General features: G+C 46.2%; 15 protein-coding genes. 6 read left to right on the top strand and 9 right to left on the bottom strand.

Going from position 1 to position 20,661, the window contains the following annotated elements:
- Position 1: 1 nt before the first annotated feature.
- Both HMPREF1212_RS02730 and HMPREF1212_RS02735 read left to right on the top strand, forming a co-directional pair.
- Positions 2-679, top strand: a complete 678-nt coding sequence (locus HMPREF1212_RS02730; protein ID WP_046148347.1) for a vitamin B12 dependent-methionine synthase activation domain-containing protein — start codon at positions 2-4, stop codon at positions 677-679.
- The gene (locus tag HMPREF1212_RS02735; protein ID WP_046148348.1) at positions 679-1,683 is read left to right on the top strand and encodes a methylcobamide--CoM methyltransferase; all 1,005 of its coding nucleotides are present in this window, start codon (positions 679-681) and stop codon (positions 1,681-1,683) included. The genes HMPREF1212_RS02730 and HMPREF1212_RS02735 overlap by 1 nt, the downstream gene beginning before the upstream one ends.
- Positions 1,684-1,740: 57 nt before the next feature.
- Here the strand turns inward: HMPREF1212_RS02735 and HMPREF1212_RS02740 are convergent, their stop codons facing one another.
- The 4 genes from HMPREF1212_RS02740 to HMPREF1212_RS02755 form a co-directional block, all read right to left on the bottom strand.
- Positions 1,741-3,930 carry a glutamine synthetase III family protein gene (locus tag HMPREF1212_RS02740; RefSeq protein ID WP_028728456.1) on the bottom strand — a complete coding sequence of 730 codons (2,190 nt, stop codon included), beginning with the start codon at positions 3,928-3,930 and terminating at the stop codon, positions 1,741-1,743.
- Between the two features lie 145 nt (positions 3,931-4,075).
- Positions 4,076-4,402, bottom strand: a complete 327-nt coding sequence (locus HMPREF1212_RS02745; protein ID WP_046148349.1) for a hypothetical protein — start codon at positions 4,400-4,402, stop codon at positions 4,076-4,078.
- Between the two features lie 1,052 nt (positions 4,403-5,454).
- Positions 5,455-6,627 (bottom strand): 6-bladed beta-propeller, encoded by a 1,173-nt coding sequence (locus HMPREF1212_RS02750; protein ID WP_028728458.1) that lies wholly within the window; start codon positions 6,625-6,627, stop codon positions 5,455-5,457.
- Between the two features lie 638 nt (positions 6,628-7,265).
- Positions 7,266-9,470: a sodium-translocating pyrophosphatase gene (locus HMPREF1212_RS02755; RefSeq protein WP_046148350.1), complete on the bottom strand. Its 2,205-nt coding sequence runs from the start codon at positions 9,468-9,470 to the stop codon at positions 7,266-7,268.
- A gap of 179 nt (positions 9,471-9,649) precedes the next feature.
- Here HMPREF1212_RS02755 and HMPREF1212_RS02760 point away from each other — a divergent pair, with 179 nt between their 5' ends.
- From HMPREF1212_RS02760 to HMPREF1212_RS02770, 3 genes are all read left to right on the top strand, one after another.
- Positions 9,650-10,489: a patatin-like phospholipase family protein gene (locus tag HMPREF1212_RS02760; protein WP_028728460.1), complete on the top strand. Its 840-nt coding sequence runs from the start codon at positions 9,650-9,652 to the stop codon at positions 10,487-10,489.
- A 59-nt stretch (positions 10,490-10,548) separates the two neighbouring features.
- Positions 10,549-12,246 carry an alpha-amylase family glycosyl hydrolase gene (locus tag HMPREF1212_RS02765; protein ID WP_046148351.1) on the top strand — a complete coding sequence of 566 codons (1,698 nt, stop codon included), beginning with the start codon at positions 10,549-10,551 and terminating at the stop codon, positions 12,244-12,246.
- A gap of 151 nt (positions 12,247-12,397) precedes the next feature.
- Positions 12,398-13,339, top strand: a complete 942-nt coding sequence (locus HMPREF1212_RS02770; protein ID WP_028728462.1) for a ribose-phosphate pyrophosphokinase — start codon at positions 12,398-12,400, stop codon at positions 13,337-13,339.
- Positions 13,340-13,407: 68 nt separating this feature from the next.
- Here the strand turns inward: HMPREF1212_RS02770 and HMPREF1212_RS02775 are convergent, their stop codons facing one another.
- The 5 genes from HMPREF1212_RS02775 to mnmA form a co-directional block, all read right to left on the bottom strand.
- Positions 13,408-13,692 carry a winged helix-turn-helix domain-containing protein gene (locus tag HMPREF1212_RS02775; RefSeq protein ID WP_046148352.1) on the bottom strand — a complete coding sequence of 95 codons (285 nt, stop codon included), beginning with the start codon at positions 13,690-13,692 and terminating at the stop codon, positions 13,408-13,410.
- Positions 13,677-14,306 (bottom strand): hypothetical protein, encoded by a 630-nt coding sequence (locus HMPREF1212_RS02780; protein ID WP_046150206.1) that lies wholly within the window; start codon positions 14,304-14,306, stop codon positions 13,677-13,679. Before HMPREF1212_RS02780 ends, HMPREF1212_RS02775 begins: the two co-directional genes overlap by 16 nt.
- Before the next feature lie 80 nt (positions 14,307-14,386).
- Positions 14,387-16,777: a TonB-dependent receptor gene (locus HMPREF1212_RS02785; RefSeq protein WP_046148353.1), complete on the bottom strand. Its 2,391-nt coding sequence runs from the start codon at positions 16,775-16,777 to the stop codon at positions 14,387-14,389.
- A gap of 4 nt (positions 16,778-16,781) precedes the next feature.
- Positions 16,782-17,156 (bottom strand): DUF2141 domain-containing protein, encoded by a 375-nt coding sequence (locus tag HMPREF1212_RS02790; protein WP_046148354.1) that lies wholly within the window; start codon positions 17,154-17,156, stop codon positions 16,782-16,784.
- A 230-nt stretch (positions 17,157-17,386) separates the two neighbouring features.
- Positions 17,387-18,466 carry a tRNA 2-thiouridine(34) synthase MnmA gene (gene mnmA / locus HMPREF1212_RS02795; RefSeq protein ID WP_046148355.1) on the bottom strand — a complete coding sequence of 360 codons (1,080 nt, stop codon included), beginning with the start codon at positions 18,464-18,466 and terminating at the stop codon, positions 17,387-17,389.
- Positions 18,467-18,626: 160 nt separating this feature from the next.
- Here mnmA and HMPREF1212_RS02800 point away from each other — a divergent pair, with 160 nt between their 5' ends.
- Positions 18,627-20,660, top strand: coding sequence for a dipeptidyl-peptidase 3 family protein (locus tag HMPREF1212_RS02800; protein ID WP_369800834.1), 2,034 nt, complete (start codon positions 18,627-18,629; stop codon positions 20,658-20,660).
- The last annotated feature ends 1 nt before the right edge of the window (position 20,661 follow it).

Genomic DNA, 20,661 nt, shown 5'->3' on the forward strand with positions numbered 1-20,661 from the left:
TATGCTTGATTGTAAATTGGATTTTAGTACGTTATCCCTGACAGCAGACGATTTGTTTGCTGAAATGGGATACGGAAACACTGCTCCGGAAGAACCTGTGGAAGCATTGGCTGTTTCCATGTTGGAAGAGGTTTCTTCCTGGATTGTCCCGCGTTGTTTTTTCAGCTTATTTGAAGGTGCGGTTGATGCCGGAGTTGTATCTCTCGCTTGCGGTCAGACTATCCCTGTTGGAGATACGATCGCTTCCCTGCTGAAAGGATCCAGACGTTTTGCCCTTTTTGCGGCTACGGCGGGAACGGTTTTTCAGGAATACCAGGATCGTCTGAAGGAGGAAGGAGATATTCTGAAATGTTTCATCGCAGATATTATTGGAACATGTGTAGCAGAAAAAGCCGGCGATTATATGGAACGTCTGCTAGAGGAAGAGTTGAAAGGTGAGCGGCATACGAACCGCCTGAGTCCCGGCTATTGTGGCTGGCACCTGACGGGGCAGAAAGCCTTGTTCCGGCTGATGGGCGGAAATCCCTGCGGCATCAGCCTGTCGGATGTTTGCCTTATGACCCCGATCAAATCGATCAGCGGAATAATCGGTATCGGCCCGGAGGTCGATGTGAAAAAATACGGTTGCCAGTATTGTGAACTGGAAACCTGCTATAAACGAAAAAGAAAGAAGAATTAATGGAAATACAAAAATGGTTACAGGAAACAATCGGGCAGAATGAGCGTAGGGCTATCCCTATCATGACTCATCCCGGTATCGAGCTTTGTGGAAAGACAGTAAAAGAAGCCGTCACCAGCGGTACGGTACATGCAGAAGCTATTTGTCGGCTGAATGAGTTATATCCCGCGGCCGCTCCGACCGTGATCATGGATCTGACAGTGGAAGCCGAAGCTTTTGGTGCGAAAGTGGTATTCCCCGAAGATGAAGTCCCCAGCGTGACGGAACCGTTGGTATCGGATAAGGAATCGATCGACAATTTGCAGATACCTTCTCTGGATAGTGCGCGTGTTCCCGAATATCTGAAGGCAAACCGACTGACAGCGGAACGTATCAACGACAAACCGGTCTTTGCCGGTTGTATCGGGCCGTTTTCACTGGCCGGACGCTTGTTCGGTTTATCGGAGCTGATGATTGCCCTTTATGTAGAACCCGAGAATATAACAATTCTATTAGATAAATGTACCCGCTTCCTGATTGACTATTGTCGTGCGATCAAAGCAACCGGCGTTCAGGGAGTAATTATGGCGGAACCGGCAGCGGGGCTGATCTCGAACGAAGACTCTATACTTTATTCGACAACCTATGTCCGTCAGGTCGTGGAAGCCGTGCAGGATGAGAACTTCATTGTGATCTTACATAATTGCGGGAATGCCGGTCATTGTACGGATGCTATGGTTCAGTCGGGAGCAGCCGGCCTTCATTTCGGTAATAAGATCAATATGATGGATGCGCTGGCAGATTGCCCGACAGATCGTTTGGTGATGGGGAACCTGGATCCTGTCGGTCTTTTTAAACAATCATCTTCGGAAGAAGTGTATGCTGCAACGATGGATCTGTTACAGCAAACCAAGTCATGGAAAAATTTCATTCTGTCGACAGGCTGTGATGTACCGCCCCATATTCCGGCAGAGAATATAAAAAGCTTTTATCAGGCACTTAGTGATTTTAACCTATCAATGTAAAAAAGAAAGCCCTGTGTAAAGTTGTACTTACACAGGGCTTGTTATTTATAGTCTTTATTACCGGATGAACAGCAACTCTCTGTATTTCGGCAATGGCCACATCTGGTTATCCACCATCAACTCCAGTTCGTCGATATGTTCGCGGATCTCATCCAAGAACGGAACAACCGTGTCGTGATAAGCAATTGCCTTGCTGCGGTAGTCGGTTATGACATTTGCCTTCTTGCGGGCTTCGATCATTTCGTCTGTCATACGTGTTACGGCATTTACATGTTTGGAGATCTTACGTACCAAACGGCGCGGTTCGGCTGACAGTTCCTCGTATTCTTCCGGACTGAATGTTTCTTTCAGTTTGGTGATATTACTGAGCAGTAAAGACTGGTAATGCAATACGACCGGAATAATATGGTTCATGGATAAGTCTCCCAATACACGGGCTTCGATTTGTACTTTCTTGATATAGATCTCCCATTTCACTTCGTTACGTGCTTCCAGCTCCTTTTCATTCAAAACACCGGTTTCCTTGAACATACGGATCACTTCCGGTTTCAGGTAAGCATCGTATTGCAGAGGAACGCTGTTTTCACAATCCAGTCCACGGCGGGCAGCTTCTTTTTTCCACTCGTCGCAGTAGCCGTTACCGTCGAAACGGATAGGTTTAGACTCTTTTATGTATGCCTTCAATGTTTCGAAGATAGCAACTTCTTTGCTCTTTCCTGCCGCCTGAAGTGCTTCTACATCTTTTTTGAACTGTTGCAACTGATGGGCTACAGCCGAGTTGACAGCCAGCATAGCCGATCCGCAGTTAACGGATGAACCTGGGGCACGGAACTCGAAACGGTTTCCGGTGAAAGCGAAAGGAGAAGTACGGTTACGGTCGGTATTATCCAGCAGCAGTTCGGGGATCTGTCCGAAGCCCAGGCTCAGACGCTTCTTGTCGTCCACCTCGATGGCATCTTCGATCGAACTGTTTTCGAACTTATCCAGTACTTCGCTGATCTGCGTTCCCAGGAAAGATGAGATAATAGCAGGAGGCGCTTCGTTGGCACCCAGACGATGTGCGTTGGTTGCAGAAGCGATACTGGCTTTCAGCAACGCATTGTATTTATATACAGCCATCAGCGTATTCACAACGAAGGTGATGAAACGCAGGTTGTCTTCGCGGTCTTTACCCGGCGAGAACAGGTTGATACCCGTATCGGTACCCATCGACCAGTTACAATGCTTACCCGAACCGTTCACACCCATAAAAGGTTTTTCGTGAAGCAGTACGCGGAAGTTATGACGGCGTGAAACACGTTTCATGACCGACATCAGCAACTGGTTATGGTCGTTGGCCAGATTACATTCCTCATAGATGGGAGCCAACTCGAACTGGTTGGGAGCAACCTCATTATGACGTGTCTTAACCGGGATACCCAGCTTATAACATTCCACTTCCAGGTCTTTCATAAATTCCTGTACGCGGGAAGGGATGGCACCGAAATAATGGTCGTCCAACTGCTGGTTCTTGGCACTTTCGTGTCCCAGCAAGGTACGTTCCGTCAGTGACAGATCGGGACGGGCGGAATACAATTCTTCGTCAACCAGGAAATACTCCTGTTCCCAACCCAGATAAGTGATTACTTTATGAACATCTTCGTTGAAGTAGTTGCAAACATCTTTTGCCGCCTTGTTCAGAGCCTCTACTGAACGGATCAGCGGAGTTTTGTAGTCGAGTGCCTCACCGGTATAAGCGATAAAGACAGTCGGGATACACAGTGTGTCGTCTACAACAAATGCGGGGGAGGAAGGATCCCAGGCAGAATATCCGCGGGCTTCGAACGTGTTGCGCAGTCCGCCGTTGGGGAAGCTGGAAGCATCCGGTTCCTGTTGGGCGAGCAGCTTGCCACTGAATTCTTCGATCATACCGCCATTGCCGTCGTGTTCTACAAAAGCGTCGTGCTTTTCGGCTGTTCCGTCGGTAAGAGGCTGGAACCAGTGTGTGTAATGAGTTACTCCTTTTTCCAGTGCCCACATACGCATACCGGCTGCCACATGATTGGCTATTTCGCGGTCGATAGGTGTTCCATTATCAATAGAGTGGGTCAGGGCTTTGTACGTTTCCTTGGAGAGATACTTCTTCATTGCCTTACGGTTAAATACGTTCTCGCCATAGTACTCTGATACTTTCTGATTGGGAGTGACGGCTTCTACGGCCTTACGGTTGGAAGCTTTCTCCACTGCATTAAAGCGTGAGATTGACATACGGATTATTTTTTTGTTTACCGACCGCAAAGATACGAGCAAATCTTTAGTTATGCTTTCACTGGGTAGTTAAAAACAAAAAAGTCCGCTGACTTTGGATGAGCTCAATTTTTCCTTTTTTAGTGTAGTATGTTAGAACAACCTTTCAGTTGAACATACTGTCAAAGAAATCTTCGTCCGTATTATCGAGGAAAGTGACCCAATATTGGTGTGTCATCCGATCGAAATAATGCAGTGCCCCGTTATTACAAAGGATATAGAGGGTATCGCCGGCTTTTAATGTCCCATAAATAGTGGTTAGTGGCATGACGAGGACAGGAGTTCCATCTTCCATAAATACCAGGCAACCATTCAAAAAAGCAAATTCCCATTCTTCGCAGATGGAGTAAAGGAAAGCGGCGATATCGCAGGGACATTGTCTCGGGATGCGGTCGGCGATGTGGCGAAGTTGTACTAGTGTTTTCTTTTTCATATCCTACTGAGTTTTAAGTCTGATATGTTCCGCAACCGCACAAAAAAGGGGCACGTAACATATACATAAACCCCAGCTGTAGGTACTGGAATACCCCAAAATCGAGAATACGTAGCATGCCCGTACCCCCACTTATCGTAACAAAAATTACATAAGCGTGGCACGAACATCCAATCATCGATTTTGTTAAATTTCCAGTTTTACAGCTAGATAATTAAATGTTCTATAACAAATTGCCGGATTTCTCCCCGGTAATGACAGCAAAGATAGAATATTGGTTTTAGATAGCAAAAATTATGGCTGACGGATTTATGAATAATTAGTATGTAGAAGAGTGTAACTCTTGGTGGATGATAATATATGATTGGGGGTATACTATCTATAAAACGTAAAGGTCAGAGATGGTTTTGATAAAATGATCATTTTGTCATTTTGATATTTATGCTGCGGGAGAACCCGTTGTATGCGGGGAAGCGGACTGTGGTTTTCAAATAACGAACGGAGCAAATGTTGGGCATTGACATAATGATAGCGGTTTGTTTATAATGGTAAAATAAATTTCATTATTATGGAAAGTTCCGGCGGGTAATTTGCTCATCGGTTACCGGTTGGTTGATATACAGATAAAAATGTCAATCGAGAATAAACTTGTTCGGACGAGCTTCTGTGTAAAAAAGGGGGCTGTTTGATATAGACGAGGATGCTTTTTGCAGATATTTTCCGAAAAAAGAAATTGTCTGCGCAGTTAGTTCGGATTACCCGGCAGGTAATCGCGACCAATTGCCGGGTAATTGCCGGTGAAGTCCGAGGTAATTGAAACTACCTGCCGGGTAGTTGGCATCAGGCAGGACTTAATTTGCAATTACCTGCCGGAAATTGGCTGATAGCCGGCTTTTAGGACTGTATAAAAAGAAGGTACTGTTATAAATATTCCATAAAACCGACCATTATGTTCATTGTTGTACTCAATTTACATCTGTTTGATATTAACGTAGCGAAGCATTTAGAAGGAAGTTTGCCAACCAACGATTTAGAAATAATATATGAATACACTAAAGCCTTTTTCTAATCTTCCCGATAAATAACACATTATTATCATTCTCATTCAAAGAAGCAGCCAGCTCCCCGAGTTTCTTTTTGTCCTGGGCGGGGCATTTACCGGAAGCGAGATGAGTCTCTATTTGTTCTGCCAGCTGTCCCGGTTCCAGATTCTGGATAAAATATCCACGGTAAAAGCGATATCCCGGATTGGAGATCGGGAGATTTCCGTAGAAATCGTTTACGAGGCGGAAATGGGAGGAGGCATTCTTTTGCGTATCTACCAATATGTCTCCACCATTTTCCGGACCGTTTTTCCTCCAATAGTAATAAGTAATTATAAAATGGTTTGGTAGTCTGTAATAAAAATGTACCGGTTTCTCTTTCGGATTCGGGAAAGTCATGGTGAATTCCGGCAATAGCCGGTTGCCGGCAGGATCGTAGACAAAGAGAGTGTCTATGTTGGTGTGGAAGAAATCGAAATCGTTGCAGTTTCTGGGAGAGAAAACTTCTCCGTTGAAGTCACTTACTTTTGTTGTTGCGGTTGCCGGGATTTGTTGCAGGATGTTACCTTCCGGATCCATGCGGAAAGCAAAATACTCTCCTTCGGCAAAAGGCATGTGCACGACCGATAAGGTGCCGTCTGTGTTTAAGTATATTTTGGGCTTGTTGAGTCTTGTGGGGAGCTTGATGTCTTTTATCCAACTGCCGTCTGTACTATACATCATGATTTTGTCGCCAACAAAAGGAGAAAGAAAGATATGGCCGTTCTTTTCGTCGATGACTTCATCGTAGATGGAAATGGCATATTCTCCCGCCCCATTCCCCACGGAGCCGATATCATGCAGGAACCTACCCTCTTTATCGAAAAGTTTGAAGGGGGCGCCTTCTTGCCGTACCCCGATATACTGGTCGGTGGCAAGGGTGAACCAGGCTTTAAACATAGCTTTGTCGGAGTTGTCGAAATGTATGATTCGACAGTCGTCGATAAATTCGCTGAGCGGCACGTCGATGGTATCTTTCGCGAGGGCGAAGTCGCACATGGTCAGTTTGTGCCCGTCTGTTTCAACAGTGGTGATACTTCCGTCGTTTGCTTTCTGCGTTTGTTGTTTCCGGGTGGAGGTGTCGCATGCTGATAAACATCCTGCTAACAGGATGGAGGAGAGGAGTAGGCCAGTTGTTTTCATACAAGATCGTTTAAAGTTATTTACTGTATACAAAAATACGAATGATTCGTAATTACGGGCTATTCGTACAGGAATGTTTGAGTCCGATTAAATTCTATTAACTGTTCCGGAGTAAGCTCCAACTTGTGTCACAAACTGTGGAACAAATACGCTGTTTTGTGCCTGTATTAGGTGGAAATGTGCCCGAAAAAGTGTTAAAAAGTGCCGTTTTTAAGGAACAAGTAGCTGCCAATATGCGTGTTTTTGCCGATTGTTTCCCGGGCAATGGGCAGGTAAAAGCCTGTTAAAAGGGGATTCGATGTAATTTGCTTGTTTTGGCTTTATTGTTTGATAATCTGTGTTTTATCTGTGAAATTGTTTTGAGGCGAGACTCCTCTTTTTAGTAATCGGGGGCAGATGGGGGCGGCAAAAAGACCTTTTGGTAAACTTCTGTATAGTATGTTCCTTGTTCCATCTATGAAAGGTTCGTAGATGGAACAAGGAACATCTTATTATAAAGTTTTCAAAACAGCCTTTTTGCTGCCCCCATCTGCCCCCCAAATAAGAAAAAATGGCTGCCGCAGCTAATTTATTTTGCTGCGGCAGCCACCAAAAATAGTTGCCTCAGCCACTAAAAACGGCTGCAGCAGTCATTTTATTTAGAACAAGCTCCAAGCCACCGTCAATCCCGCCATCACGATGGCCACCATGCTCATCAATTTGATCAGAATGTTCAGGCTCGGACCGGAAGTGTCTTTGAACGGATCGCCTACGGTGTCGCCTACTACGGTTGCTTTATGGGCTTCACTGCCTTTACCGCCGTGGTTGCCTTCTTCCACATGCTTCTTGGCGTTGTCCCAAGCTCCGCCGGCGTTTGCCATGAAGATAGCCAGAACAAATCCGGTACTCAGACCACCTATCAGCAAGCCGATCACTCCCGTTACACCGAATATAAGCCCTGTCAGGATCGGGGCGATGATAGCCAGCAGGGAAGGAAGAACCATTTCATGCTGTGCCCCTTTGGTGGAGATCTCTACGCAACGGGCGTAATCCGGTTCCGCTTTGCCGGTCAGTATGCCCGGTATTTCGCGGAACTGGCGGCGTACTTCTTCCACCATGTGTCCGGCAGCACGGCCTACGGCATTCATTGTCAATCCGCAGAACATGAAAGCCATCATCGATCCCTGGAACATACCCGACAGCACTTTCGGGTTCATCAGCGTGACGTCATAATAGACCATAAAGTCGGAGAAAGAAGCTTTCGACACCTCTACCGTACTGCCGTTGGCAAACGATAATACCGTTTCGCCCAGACGCAGCAGGCCGATTTTTATCTCTTCAATATAAGAAGCTAGCAGTGCCAGTCCCGTCAGGGCTGCCGAACCGATGGCAAAACCTTTACCGGTTGCCGCTGTGGTGTTTCCCAGCGAGTCGAGGGCGTCGGTACGTTTACGCACCTCTTTTCCCAATCCCGACATTTCGGCGTTTCCCCCGGCATTGTCGGCTATCGGCCCGTAAGCGTCGGTAGCCAGTGTGATACCCAGGGTAGAAAGCATTCCGACTGCGGCGATACCGATGCCGTAAAGCCCCATTCCGGTATTGTTAAAGTCGAATCCGGAAGCAAAAAGGAACGAACAGATGATACCTACCACGACGGCCAATACCGGAATGGCTGTTGATAACATACCCAGTCCCAGCCCCGAGATAATGACGGTTGCCGGGCCTGTAAGTCCCGACTCCGATACTCGCTGTGTCGGTTTGAACGATTGTGAAGTATAATATTCCGTGGCCTGTCCGATTACGATACCGACCAGCAGACCGATAATTACCGAGCAGCTGATCCAGAACCAGTTGTCGAGTCCCAGCAGATACAGGATACCGAACGTGGAGACGGCGATCAGGACGGAACTGAGATTGGTTCCGACAGCCAGTGCTTTCAGCAATTGCCGGATCGTGGCGTTCTCGTTTGTACGCACGGCGAAGATACCGATAATGGAAAGGACGATCCCGACAGCGGCGATCAGCATCGGGGCGATCACGGCTTTATATTGCATTTCTACATTTCCGGAAGAAACGAAAGCGGCAGCTCCCAGGGCAGCAGTGGCGAGGATTGAGCCACAGTACGACTCGTAGAGGTCGGCGCCCATACCGGCAACGTCGCCTACATTATCACCCACATTGTCGGCGATGGTGGCCGGGTTGCGTGGATCGTCTTCCGGAATGCCGGCTTCCACCTTTCCTACCAGATCGGCACCCACGTCGGCAGCTTTGGTATAGATACCGCCGCCCACACGGGCAAAAAGTGCCTGGGTGGATGCTCCCATTCCGAAGGTAAGCATGGTGGTGGTGATAATAGTCAGTTTATGTGTAGGGTTTAATGCTTCGTCGGGGATAAGGGCATTCAGCAGGAAATACCAGAAGGATATATCTAACAGTCCGAGCCCGACAACCACGAGCCCCATCACAGCCCCGCTGCGGAAAGCCACCTGCAACCCCTTGTTGAGCGATGTACGGGCGGCATTGGCGGTGCGGGCGGAAGCATAGGTGGCTGTTTTCATTCCCAGAAATCCGGCCAGTCCCGAGAAAAAACCGCCGGTCAGGAAAGCGACGGGTACCCATTCGTTCTGCACCCCGAAGCCATAAGCCATAATTGAAAACAAGATAACCAAAACAAGAAAGACAGAGGCAACAACCTTGTATTGCTGTTTCAGGTACGACATCGCACCTTCACGCACGTATGAAGCGATTTTAGCCATCGTTTCCGTTCCTTCACTCTCTTTCATCATTTGCCGGAAGAAGAACCAGGCAAATACCAGCGCCAGGATCGACGCCACAGGAATAATCCAGAAAATACTTGTTATCATAGCAGTTCGATTTAAAAGTAATTCAGTCTTAATCGTTTCATGACAAGCCTTTCAAGGTCTTGTTTCATGCCCTGTAAATGTAAGAAAAATAAAGTTGCAGAGAAACTTTTTTAAGAATAATACTGTTTCATACTAAAAAAAACATCATATTTGCCACTGCTAAAGAGAAGAAACATACAATGACGCAAGAATCGAACCATACGACCTATAAGTTGGGCCTGGCTCTGAGTGGAGGAGGCGCGAAAGGATTTGCACACATCGGAGTGTTTAAATTGTTGGAAGAGTGTGGATTGATGCCGGATGTGATCGTTGGAACGAGCGTCGGTGCGTTGATGGGTGCTCTGTTTGCCGACGGTTATACGGCCGACGAGATAAAAGAACTCTTTAGCGGCCGCGAATTCTCCGAGTTTGCACAGCTCCAACTTCCCAAGTCCGGATTGTTCGACAGCAAACGCTTCCGGCATTTCCTACGACGCCATTTAAGGGCAAAAACGTTTGAAGAACTAAAGACTCCTCTGATCGTAATGGCTACCGATCTCGATAATGGCGAAAGCCACGAGTTTCGCAGCGGGCCGATCGTGGAAGCGGTGACCGCTTCGTGCAGTATCCCGATTATTTTCAGCCCTGTGGTTATCAATGGGGTGCATTATGTTGACGGAGGCTTGTTCCATAACTTCCCGGTATCCATTATCCGCGACTCGTGCGAAAGGGTGATCGGGGTAAACGTGAGTCCGCTTATTTCGCAGAAATATAAGCAGACGATCTTTCATATCGCAGAGCGTTCATACCATTATATGTTCCGTGCCAATACGATAGAAGACCGTGAAATGTGTGACGTGCTGATCGAAGCGGAGGAGTTCGGCATGTATAAAACGTTCGATCTGGAGAATGTGGATCAGATTTCCAAAATCGGTTATTCTGCCGCTGTCCGTGCATTCGAACTGGTGATACAAGAGAATAAATATGAAACCCTGGTGAAAGCAATTACGGAGCATAAGACGAATATCCTTATGCCGTAAGCCGGGCCCGGCCTGGGGCCGGAACTACTTTCACCGATAATTTAAAGTTGATAAAGGCGATGAAACAAAAGGACAAAATGGTTATATATCAGGTTTTTCCCCGTTGGTTCGGAAATTCGACATATCCGTTGGTCAAGAACGGTAGTATTACGGAAAACGGAGTGGGTAAATTCTCCGCATTTACCCCTACGGCTCTGGCCAGAATCAAGGAACTGGGAACTTCCCACATTTGGTATACAGGCGTGATAGAGCATGCCACACAGACTGATTACACCGCTTATCAGATACATAAGGATCATTCGGACGTTGTGAAAGGCAAGGCCGGTTCCCCTTATGCCATCAAAGATTATTATGATATCGACCCCGACCTGGCCGACCGCGTACCGAACCGTATGAAGGAGTTTGAAGCCCTTGTGAAACGGACGCATGATGCCGGAATGAAAGTGATCATCGATTTTGTCCCTAACCATGTGGCGCGCGAATATCATTCGGATGCACGTCTTTCGTATGTGGAAGACCTCGGGCAACACGATAATACATCGAAGGCTTTCGATATAAACAATAACTTCTATTATATACCCGGACAACCTTTGCAGTTGCATTTCGGGGATAACCAGGAAGATTTCGAATATAGCGAGTTCCCGGCCAAAGTAACCGGTAACAACCATTTTGATGCCTCTCCCGGCAAGAACGACTGGTATGAAACAGTAAAGCTGAACTATGGAGTGGATTATGTGAACGGGGGGATTTGCCATTTCAACCCGATACCGAATACGTGGACGAAGATGCTCGATATCCTGCTGTTCTGGGCGGATAAAGGCATTGACGGCTTCCGTTGCGACATGGCGGAAATGGTTCCGGTAGAATTCTGGAACTGGGTAATCCCGAAGGTGAAAGAGAAGCATGATGTTTGTTTCATTGCCGAAGTATATAATCCTAACGAATACCGTAATTATATCTTCAACGGTCATTTCGATTATCTGTATGACAAGGTAGGCCTTTACGATACCGTGCGTGCGGTTATGTGCGACCAGGCTCCGGCTACCAATATTTCCGGTTGCTGGCAGGCGTTGGAAGGTATTCAGTCTCATATGTTGAACTTCCTCGAAAACCATGACGAACAACGTGTGGCTTCTTATTTCTTTGCTGGTGATCCGCGTCCGGGTATTCCGGGACTGATCGTGTCGGCTACCCTGAATACCAATCCTGTCATGATTTATAGCGGGCAGGAATTGGGCGAACCGGGTATGGACGAAGAAGGTTTCAGCGGACGTGACGGACGCACTACGATATTCGATTACTGGAGTGTGGAAAGCCTGCGTAACTGGATGAATGACGGTGCTTTCGACGGCGGTAAACTGACTTCAGAACAGCGTCTCCTTCGCTCGCAATATGCTAAAATACTGAACGTGGCTAAAACGGAGCAGGTGATTACCCAGGGTGCCTTCTACGACCTGATGTATGCCAACTCGCGCAACCCGTATTTTAATACGAGCCGCCAGTATGTCTTTATGCGTAAATACCAGAAAGAAGTGCTGTTGGTTGTTGTCAATTTCGATAAGAATGAACAGACCGTACGGGTGAAAATTCCATCGGAAGCGTTTCAATCACTGGGATTTGATGATAACAAAGCGGCTGTCCTGACCGATTTACTGACAGGAGAGACAAGTATCAGTACCCTGACGGCTGCATGTCCGTATCAGGTCTATCTTCCGGCCTATTCGGGTAAGTTACTGAAGTTTACGTATAAGAAATAATCTGTTTACATACGGAAAACGAGTAGGAAGGGCGGGGGTGACTCGCCCTTCTTGTTGAAAGTTTTCCTAAGATAAAGAGATAATTGCAAATAAGTTTTGTACTTTTGCACCACAATTCAAATCTATTTACTTAAGATAAATATTCGGAATAATGAGTGCACAAACTCCTTTCTTGGTGTTTTCGGGAACCAACTCCCGGTATCTTGCAGAGAAAATTTGCAATAGTCTTGGTTGTCCTCTGGGACAGATGAACATTCAACATTTTGCTGACGGTGAGTTTTCGGTTTCTTACGAAGAGTCTATCCGTGGTCGCGATGTGTTCCTGGTTCAATCAACATTTCCTAATTCGGACAATCTGATGGAGCTTCTCCTGATGATTGACGCTGCTAAACGTGCTTCTGCACACTCTGTGATAGCCGTAGTTCCTTATTTCGGTTGGGCTCGCCAGGACAGAAAGGATAAACCCCGTGTGTCTATCGGTGCGAAACTGATCGCTGATATGTTAAGTACAGCCGGTATCGACCGTTTGATTACGATGGACTTACATGCAGACCAGATCCAGGGCTTCTTTAATGTTCCGGTGGATCACCTGTATGCTTCTTCTATTTTCCTTGATTACATTAAATCGGAACTGCCGTTGGAGAATTTGTGTATCGCAACTCCCGACGTAGGTGGTACGAAACGTGCCAGCAGCTATTCTAAATATCTTGGCTTGCCGATGGTTATTTGCCATAAGTCCCGTCTTCGTGCAAACGAAGTGGCTGAAATGCGTATCATTGGTGATGTGGAAGGTCTGGATGTGCTGTTAGTTGACGATATGGTGGACACAGCCGGTACGATCACAAAGGCTGCCAACCTGATGCTGGAGAACGGTGCGAAGTCTGTACGTGCTATTGCCAGCCACGCTGTTATGTCTGACCCGGCTTCAACACGTGTTGACCAGTCTGCATTGGCTGAAATGATCTTTACTGACTCTATCCCTTACGCTAAGAAATGCGAAAAGGTAAAGGTTCTGTCTGTTGCCGATATGTTTGCCGAAGCAATCCGTCGTGTTTGCAGTGGCGAGTCTATCAGTTCTTTGTACGCTATTTAATCATTGTACATAATATAAAACAGGCACGGAAGCACAACTGAATGTGCATTCCGTGCCTGTTTTTATGTTTAGTCTCCGATATATCCTTTCAGGGCATTCACATAGTTTTCGAAGGCTTGCCGGCCTGCGGGCGTTATCCGGCAGGTGGTGCGAGGCTTCTTTCCGACGAAACTTTTCTCGACTTCTATATAGCCAGCTTCGCTCAGTTTATCTATCTGGACACTCAGGTTACCGGCTGTTGCCTGAGTCTTTTCCCGCAGATAGACGAAATCCGCTTCCTCGACCGACAGAAGTATAGACATCACGGCGAGCCGTAATTGTGAGTGGAGTAGTGGATCTAGTTCTTTAAACATTGCTTCTTGGCTTTATGATTGACGATATGTCCGGGTATGATCATCATAAACACGAACGATAAACCGAAGTAAAGATACCACAAAAGTGTTACTTTAGTGCCTATCATTAGCATGGTTAGCATATATATTGCTATGATAAATGCAATAAGAGGACTATATGTCATCCAGCGTTCTTGTATTATAATGCCTGTAATGGCAGTCCCAAGTCCGCAATAGATCAGGGACAGCGGTAACATAAGCATAAAATCTGCGTGTCTGGCGAATGTGAATTCCATAACACCGATCGTTAGAAAAGTGATGATGAACATATATCCCATTACTTGCCATACCTGTGAGATCACTTTGTCTGTATAGGTTACGACTTTCGGCTTATTTTGCCGTTTTCTATAAGAGATTACCGGCCATACGGCAAACATCAGCATCCATCCCCAACTCCACATAAAGTTGTGTGTGAAGTTTATCAATAGGAACAGTATAACTGATAAGGCTGTTGTAAAATATCCCCAAAACAGCATGATGTTTCCCTGTCCCATCTCCATGTTTTTTTTGCTGGAGTTTATCATCTGTGTGATGAGTGCCAGGCTTTCTTTCTCGTTTAATGTTCTTTCTTCCATGATTATATTTGTTTTTATTTTGTTCATACTATGTTTGTTCAAAGATAATGTCATTGTTTTTAACAGTCAATCATTCCGGTCTATTTTTCATTCAACCGGTTTCTTTCAGAATTTACTCCCCGTTCGATCGTCGACTTTTTGACCTTCTTGCCGCTGTTGAAGTTCCAAGTCAGTGTCGCTTTAAAGGAACGTCCGAAGTGGCCGCTTTCAAAATGGCTTTGTGACGTATAAGCCTCGATATGGCTGGCGAAGTTATTGTTGCGGTTGAAGATATTGGCGACCGAAATGGTTATCAGGAAGCGGTTACCGGCCAACTTCTTCCGGGCAAACAGGCTGACGATGTGCCGGGGAGCAACTTCGCTATTTCCCGAATACAGTCGGCTGGCTCCGTTGTATTGTCCTTCGAGTGTGATCTCTTTCGGCAGCGTGAAGGTCGCGGTTACATTTGCAAATGCCAGGTAATGATGGGCAAAGGCGGCTTTCTCCGTCATACGGATATCCTGTCTGACACCTACGAAATTGGTTGCCAGGTTAAGCCATGAGACGGGTTGCATCGGAATATTGGCGGCAACGAACCAATGGTTTTCGATATCATGGTTTTCGTAAGTGATATACGATACATCCGGATCGACGGCATCCACTTTGCAGAATTCGCGGATCAAGTTGCGGTGCAGGCTGGCTCCGACCGTCAGCGTGTAACGGTAGTTATAGACAAGGGTTGTGCTGAAACGATGGATATAGGTCGGTTTCAGGTAAGGATTGCCTATGTTGTAGCTATAATCGGAAGTCTGGAGCCGGTTCGGGTTGAGTGTATAGAAGGCCGGTCGCTCGATGTTGCGGGCGTATTGTCCGACCAACATCCAGGTTTTCAGGTTATTGAAGGCATAGGTGGCGCTCAGGCTCGGGAACAGGTCGAAGTAATCCCGTTTGATATGGTCGCTTTCGTTTGAAGTGCGGGTATATTCTCCCCTTAGCCCGGCGATGAGCGACCAGCGGTTGATTTCTGCTGAAAAAGCGGCGTATACACCTAGTATGTTTTCTTTGTATTTGAGAGCGTATCCGTAAGCCGGACTTACCGTCCACTGCTGGTCTTCCGACAATCCTTTGTATTGAGAGTTGTCATCCATGAGCGTATGTGTATATTTCAGACCCGCATCGAATGACATACCTTTCCTGATATGCTTCTTCATTGAAATGTCTGATGTGACAATTTCATAGGTGGCATCCACATTACTACGATACGTACTGTCTTTGTCTCCACCCTTGTCCCCCGAGTTTGGCTTTTGCCGGGTATGATAGTCATTCTTTCCTGACGATTTTTTGTTGGCATAATCCACGATCAGCTTGAGGATGGAACCTTTATTGTCGAATTTGTGCAGATAATTGGCTGTGGCGGCTACCGTGTTATAATCCTCTCTTTGCTTGTAATCGCCGAAGCTGTTTATCGAAAATCCATCCTTTGTTAATTGGGTTTGACTGCGTGATCCGCCTTTAGACTTTTGCCCGACATACTCTATTTCAACTCCGATATTGTTGAGCGTATCTATTTCATAGATTGTACTGATGCGTCCGGTACCGTAGCCGGAACGGGTATTTAGTTCGGAAAGGCTCGAAAAACGGTTGTTACTGTCCGGGTAATGCCGTTCGGAAGTCATTTCACTGTCGTTCTTAGGGGTGAAAGTACCGGAGGCGGCAGCATTGATCGTCCATTTCCCGATACGTGCATTCATTGTGCCGGCGGGGAGATAACGGCCGAAGGTGGAAGATAAAGCTGTTCCCATTGTTACATTTCCCTGGATACCATTGTTTTGTCGCCGGCGGAGGGATATCTGTATGATCCCTCCACGGGAACTGGCGTCATACTCAGCCCCGGCAATTGGTATGATCTCTATCCGTTTTATATCCTCCGATTTCAGGGAACGTAAATAGGCGAGGAGGTCTTCTCCGGTGAGTTTGATTTCCCGGTCGTCGACAAATACTTTGGTGCCCTGCGCGCCATTGATAGAAATATTATCTTCTGCCAGCCATACGCCTGGTGCCTGCGATAATAACTCCGTTCCGTCTTTTCCCGCGGAAGGCGAAACCGATATGACAAACCGGTCTGCCTTACGTTCCATATTCCTGGCTTGTACTACGACCTCTTTTAATGCATAGGCGGAGGCCTTTAGTACAAGTGTGTCCTGACCGGATACAGGTAATTGTCTGTTTTTCCGTATGGGGTCGTATCCGAGACATTGGACAATTACCGTATATGTTCCGGCTTTCGCCTCCAGGATGAAATTACCGTTGCTGTCGGTGGTTCCGCCGGCTTTCTGGTAATCATCCTGTAGCAAAACGATCGTTGCATATTCCACTCTGTTTCCCTGTTCATCTGCCAGATGGCCTGAATAAGGCTTAGTCTCTTCCGGCTTTTGAGCCATGCCCGTAAAGCTGGAAGAAAGGAGGAGTATAAGGAGTAGGATTCCTTTCATGGTGCTACTCGTTTGACGGGTAATATAACTTCAGCTTAACTGTTTCTTCCTCTTTCCGGGTTTTACAGCTTTTCATAGCATATCCTTCCGCAGGCTTTTTATCATCTGTGAAATCCATTTTGTAATTCTCGTTTTCGTCATGAAAGACGGAGAGGTCGAATTGCTCCCATTCTACATTCTCGAGCGTAATGGTCGCTTCTCCTTTTTCCGGTTTTGCCATGCCGTAAACAGGTTTACTCTCTTTTCCAGATTGGGCCATGACAAGGATCGTTCCTTGTTCTCCACGGATATTGCTTACTTTTACAATAATTGTACGTGCTCCGACTGTACTATAGGTGAAGATCATTGCCAGAATGATTAATAATGTTGTTCGTTTCATTGTTTCTTGCTCTTTAAAGGATAAAATAAATAAGTTTATAATATAAACTATATATGGATTAAAAAAGTGCAGAGAGCTGCGCATTTCTCATCTGCACGCTGCAAATATAAAATAGTTTATGTTATAAACCAAATAAAATAGAAGAAAAATAATTATTTATTGTGGTGTAGTACAAAAAAATAACGGCTATTCAAAAGAGTAGCCGTTATTTTGAGAGTATAAATGAAAGATTACTCTTTGCTGTCGTCAATAATCATACCGCTTCCCAGGCAAAGATGATGGTCTTTGTCATAGACAACACCGTACTGACCGGGGGCAATTCCCTGTATTTTGTTCTCTGACTCGATACGATAGAGATCTCCGATACGGCGGATACGTCCCGGGGTGAAATCCGGGGTGTGACGGATTTTGAATGTGATTTCCTTTTCGTCAGTGAACTCGCCCCACGGATCTTCTGTAATGAAGTCGAAACCATGTAGGTTGATTGTTTTGCCATATTGGGTTTCGGGATCGTAGCCGTTGGATACATATATTATGTTACGCTTGATATCCTTCTTGATAACGAACCAGGGGCCACCGCTAAGACCTAACCCTTTACGCTGTCCGATGGTATGGAACCAGTAACCGTTGTGTTTGCCCAGCACTTTGCCTGTTTCCAGTTCGACGATCTTTCCGATGCGTTTACCCAGATAACGTTCGATGAAATCGTTGTAGTTGATCTTTCCGAGGAAGCAGATGCCCTGGCTGTCCTTCCGCATGGCGCTTGGTAGCTTTTGTTCGGCGGCAATGGCACGTACTTCGGCTTTCATCAGGTGACCGATGGGGAACATCAGTTTTTGTATCTGCAGGCTCGTGATCTGTCCGAGGAAGTCAGTCTGGTCTTTCACCGGGTCTTTGGCGGTGGAGAGCCATACTTTTCCGTCTATCTCAGTCGTTGTGGCATAATGGCCGGTGGCGATCTTGTCGAAGTCTTTTCCCCATTTCTCTTCGAAGCATCCGAATTTGATGAATTTGTTGCACATCATATCCGGGTTGGGGGTAAGGCCGCGTTTCACCGAGTCGATCGTGTAGCTGACCACCTTATCCCAATATTCTTCATGCAGGGATACCACTTCGAAACGACATCCGTATTTACGGGCTATGTAAGATGTTATTTCAATGTCTTCTTCGGCAGGGCAGTCGATATATCCGTCTTTATCTTCCATACCGATACGGATATAGAAGATGGTAGGATCATATCCCGCCTCCTTTAACTGATGGACTACTACAGAGCTGTCCACACCTCCTGATACTAATGCTGCTATTTCCATTCTTTACTAATATATCGGCTACAAAGGTACAAAATATTAGGATGATATTCCTACGGGTTCGATTTATTCGTTACCTTTGCGGGAGAGCCTTTCTTTGTAATACTTCAGAAAAAACAAAAGAATTAGTATAAATAATATGAGAAATACAATTGTATCGCTTATGACAGCAATGGCATTAACCGCTTGCGCAGGCCAGAAGGCTGATGATGCCCAGGCTCCGCAGGGAGAATTCAATTATGTAGTAGACCAGTTCGCAGACCTGCAGATCCTTCGCTATCAGGTTCCGGGATTCGAGTCTCTTTCGTTAAAACAGAAACAGTTATTATATCATCTGGCGGAAGCCGCGCAGATGGGGCGTGACATATTCTTCGATCAAAATTGTCGTTACAACCTGCCGATCCGCCGTTCACTGGAAACAATCTATAAGGAATACAAGGGAAATCGGGAAGATGCACAATTTAAGGCACTGGAAACTTATCTGAAACGGGTATGGTTCTCCAGTGGTATCCACCATCATTATGCCGAAGATAAGTTTGCTCCGGGTTTCACTCCCGAATTCTTTAAGGGTTGTCTGGAACAGGTTAACGTTTCGGATCTGCCTTTGCGTGAAGGACAGACACTGGAACAATTCATCGCCGAGATCTCTCCGGTTATCTTTGATCCGGCGGTTTTGGCCAAACGTACCGTACAGAGCGGTGACCGGGATTTGATCCAGGCTTCGGCCAATAACTATTATGGTGGCGGTATCACCCAGAAAGAGGTGGAAGATTACTATGCTGCTATGAAAGTCGGACAGGATACCATCACTCCGATATCTTACGGTTTGAACAGCCGACTGGTAAAGGAAAACGGCAAGGTGGTGGAGAAGGTTTGGAAAGTGGGCGGTCTCTATTCTCCTGCCATCGAACAAATCGTTAAAGAACTTCAGAAGGCAGTTCCTTTTGCAGAGAATGACACACAGAAAGCTATCATTGAAAAGCTGATCGCATATTACCAGACTGGCGATCTGAAAACATTCGATGCTTATTCGATTCTTTGGGTAGAAGATACTACTTCGGATGTGGACTTCGTGAACGGCTTTATCGAAACATACGGCGATCCGTTGGGAATGAAAGCCAGCTGGGAGTCAACGGTAAACTTTATCAATAAGGAAGCGACTAAGCGTACAAAAGTTATCAGCGATAATGCGCAATGGTTCGAAGATCATTCTCCGGTAGACAGCCGTTTCAAGAAAGAAAAGGTGAAAGGAGTAAGTGCCAAAGTGATCACTGTCTCTATGTTAGGTGGGGATTGTTATCCGGCTACTCCGATCGGAATAAACCTGCCGAATGCAGACTGGATCCGCCGTGATCACGGTTCTAAATCTGTCACTATCGAGAATATAACGGAAGCTTATGATAAAGCTTCGCAAGGGAATGGCTTCAATGAAGAATTTATCTGGAGCGATACCGAACGCGAAGCCCTTAATAAATACGGCTTCCTGACAGACAACTTACATACAGACCTTCACGAATGCCTCGGACACGGCTCCGGTAAACTCTTACCAACTACCGAGTCGGGCGCTTTGAAAGCTTACGACTCTACATTGGAAGAAGCCCGTGCCGATCTGTTCGGACTTTATTATCTGGGGGATCTGAAACTAGTAGAGTTGGGACTGGTGCCGGATAGTGACGCTTATAAAGCAGAGTATTACAAATATATCATGAACGGCTTGATGACACAGCTTGTCCGCATCGAAGCAGGCAAAGATGTAGAAGAAGCCCATATGCGTAACCGTCAGTTGATTGCCAAATGGGCATACGAAAACGGTAAAGCCGACAACGTGATCGAATACAGAAAACGCGACGATAAAACGTATGTTGTAGTGAATGACTATGAAAAGCTACGTAAGTTGTTCGGGACTCTGTTGGCCGAGGTACAGCGTATCAAGAGCGAAGGAGACTTTGCTGCTGGTAAGAAGCTGGTAGAAGATTACGCCGTGAAAGTGGATCAGACATTGCATGACGAAGTGCTAGCCCGTTATGCCAAACTGAATCTGGCTCCCTATAAAGGTTTCGTGAATCCGGTTATGAAGGAAGTGAAAAACGATAAAGGTGAAGTTACCGATATCGTGCTCGATTATACCGAAGGTTACACCGAGCAGATGCTCCGTTACAGCAAAGACTATTCATTCTTACCTTCTTACAACGATTAAG

Origin of the sequence: Parabacteroides sp. HGS0025, from assembly GCF_000969845.1 — a bacterium.
Classification (GTDB): Bacteria; Bacteroidota; Bacteroidia; order Bacteroidales; family Tannerellaceae; genus Parabacteroides; species Parabacteroides gordonii.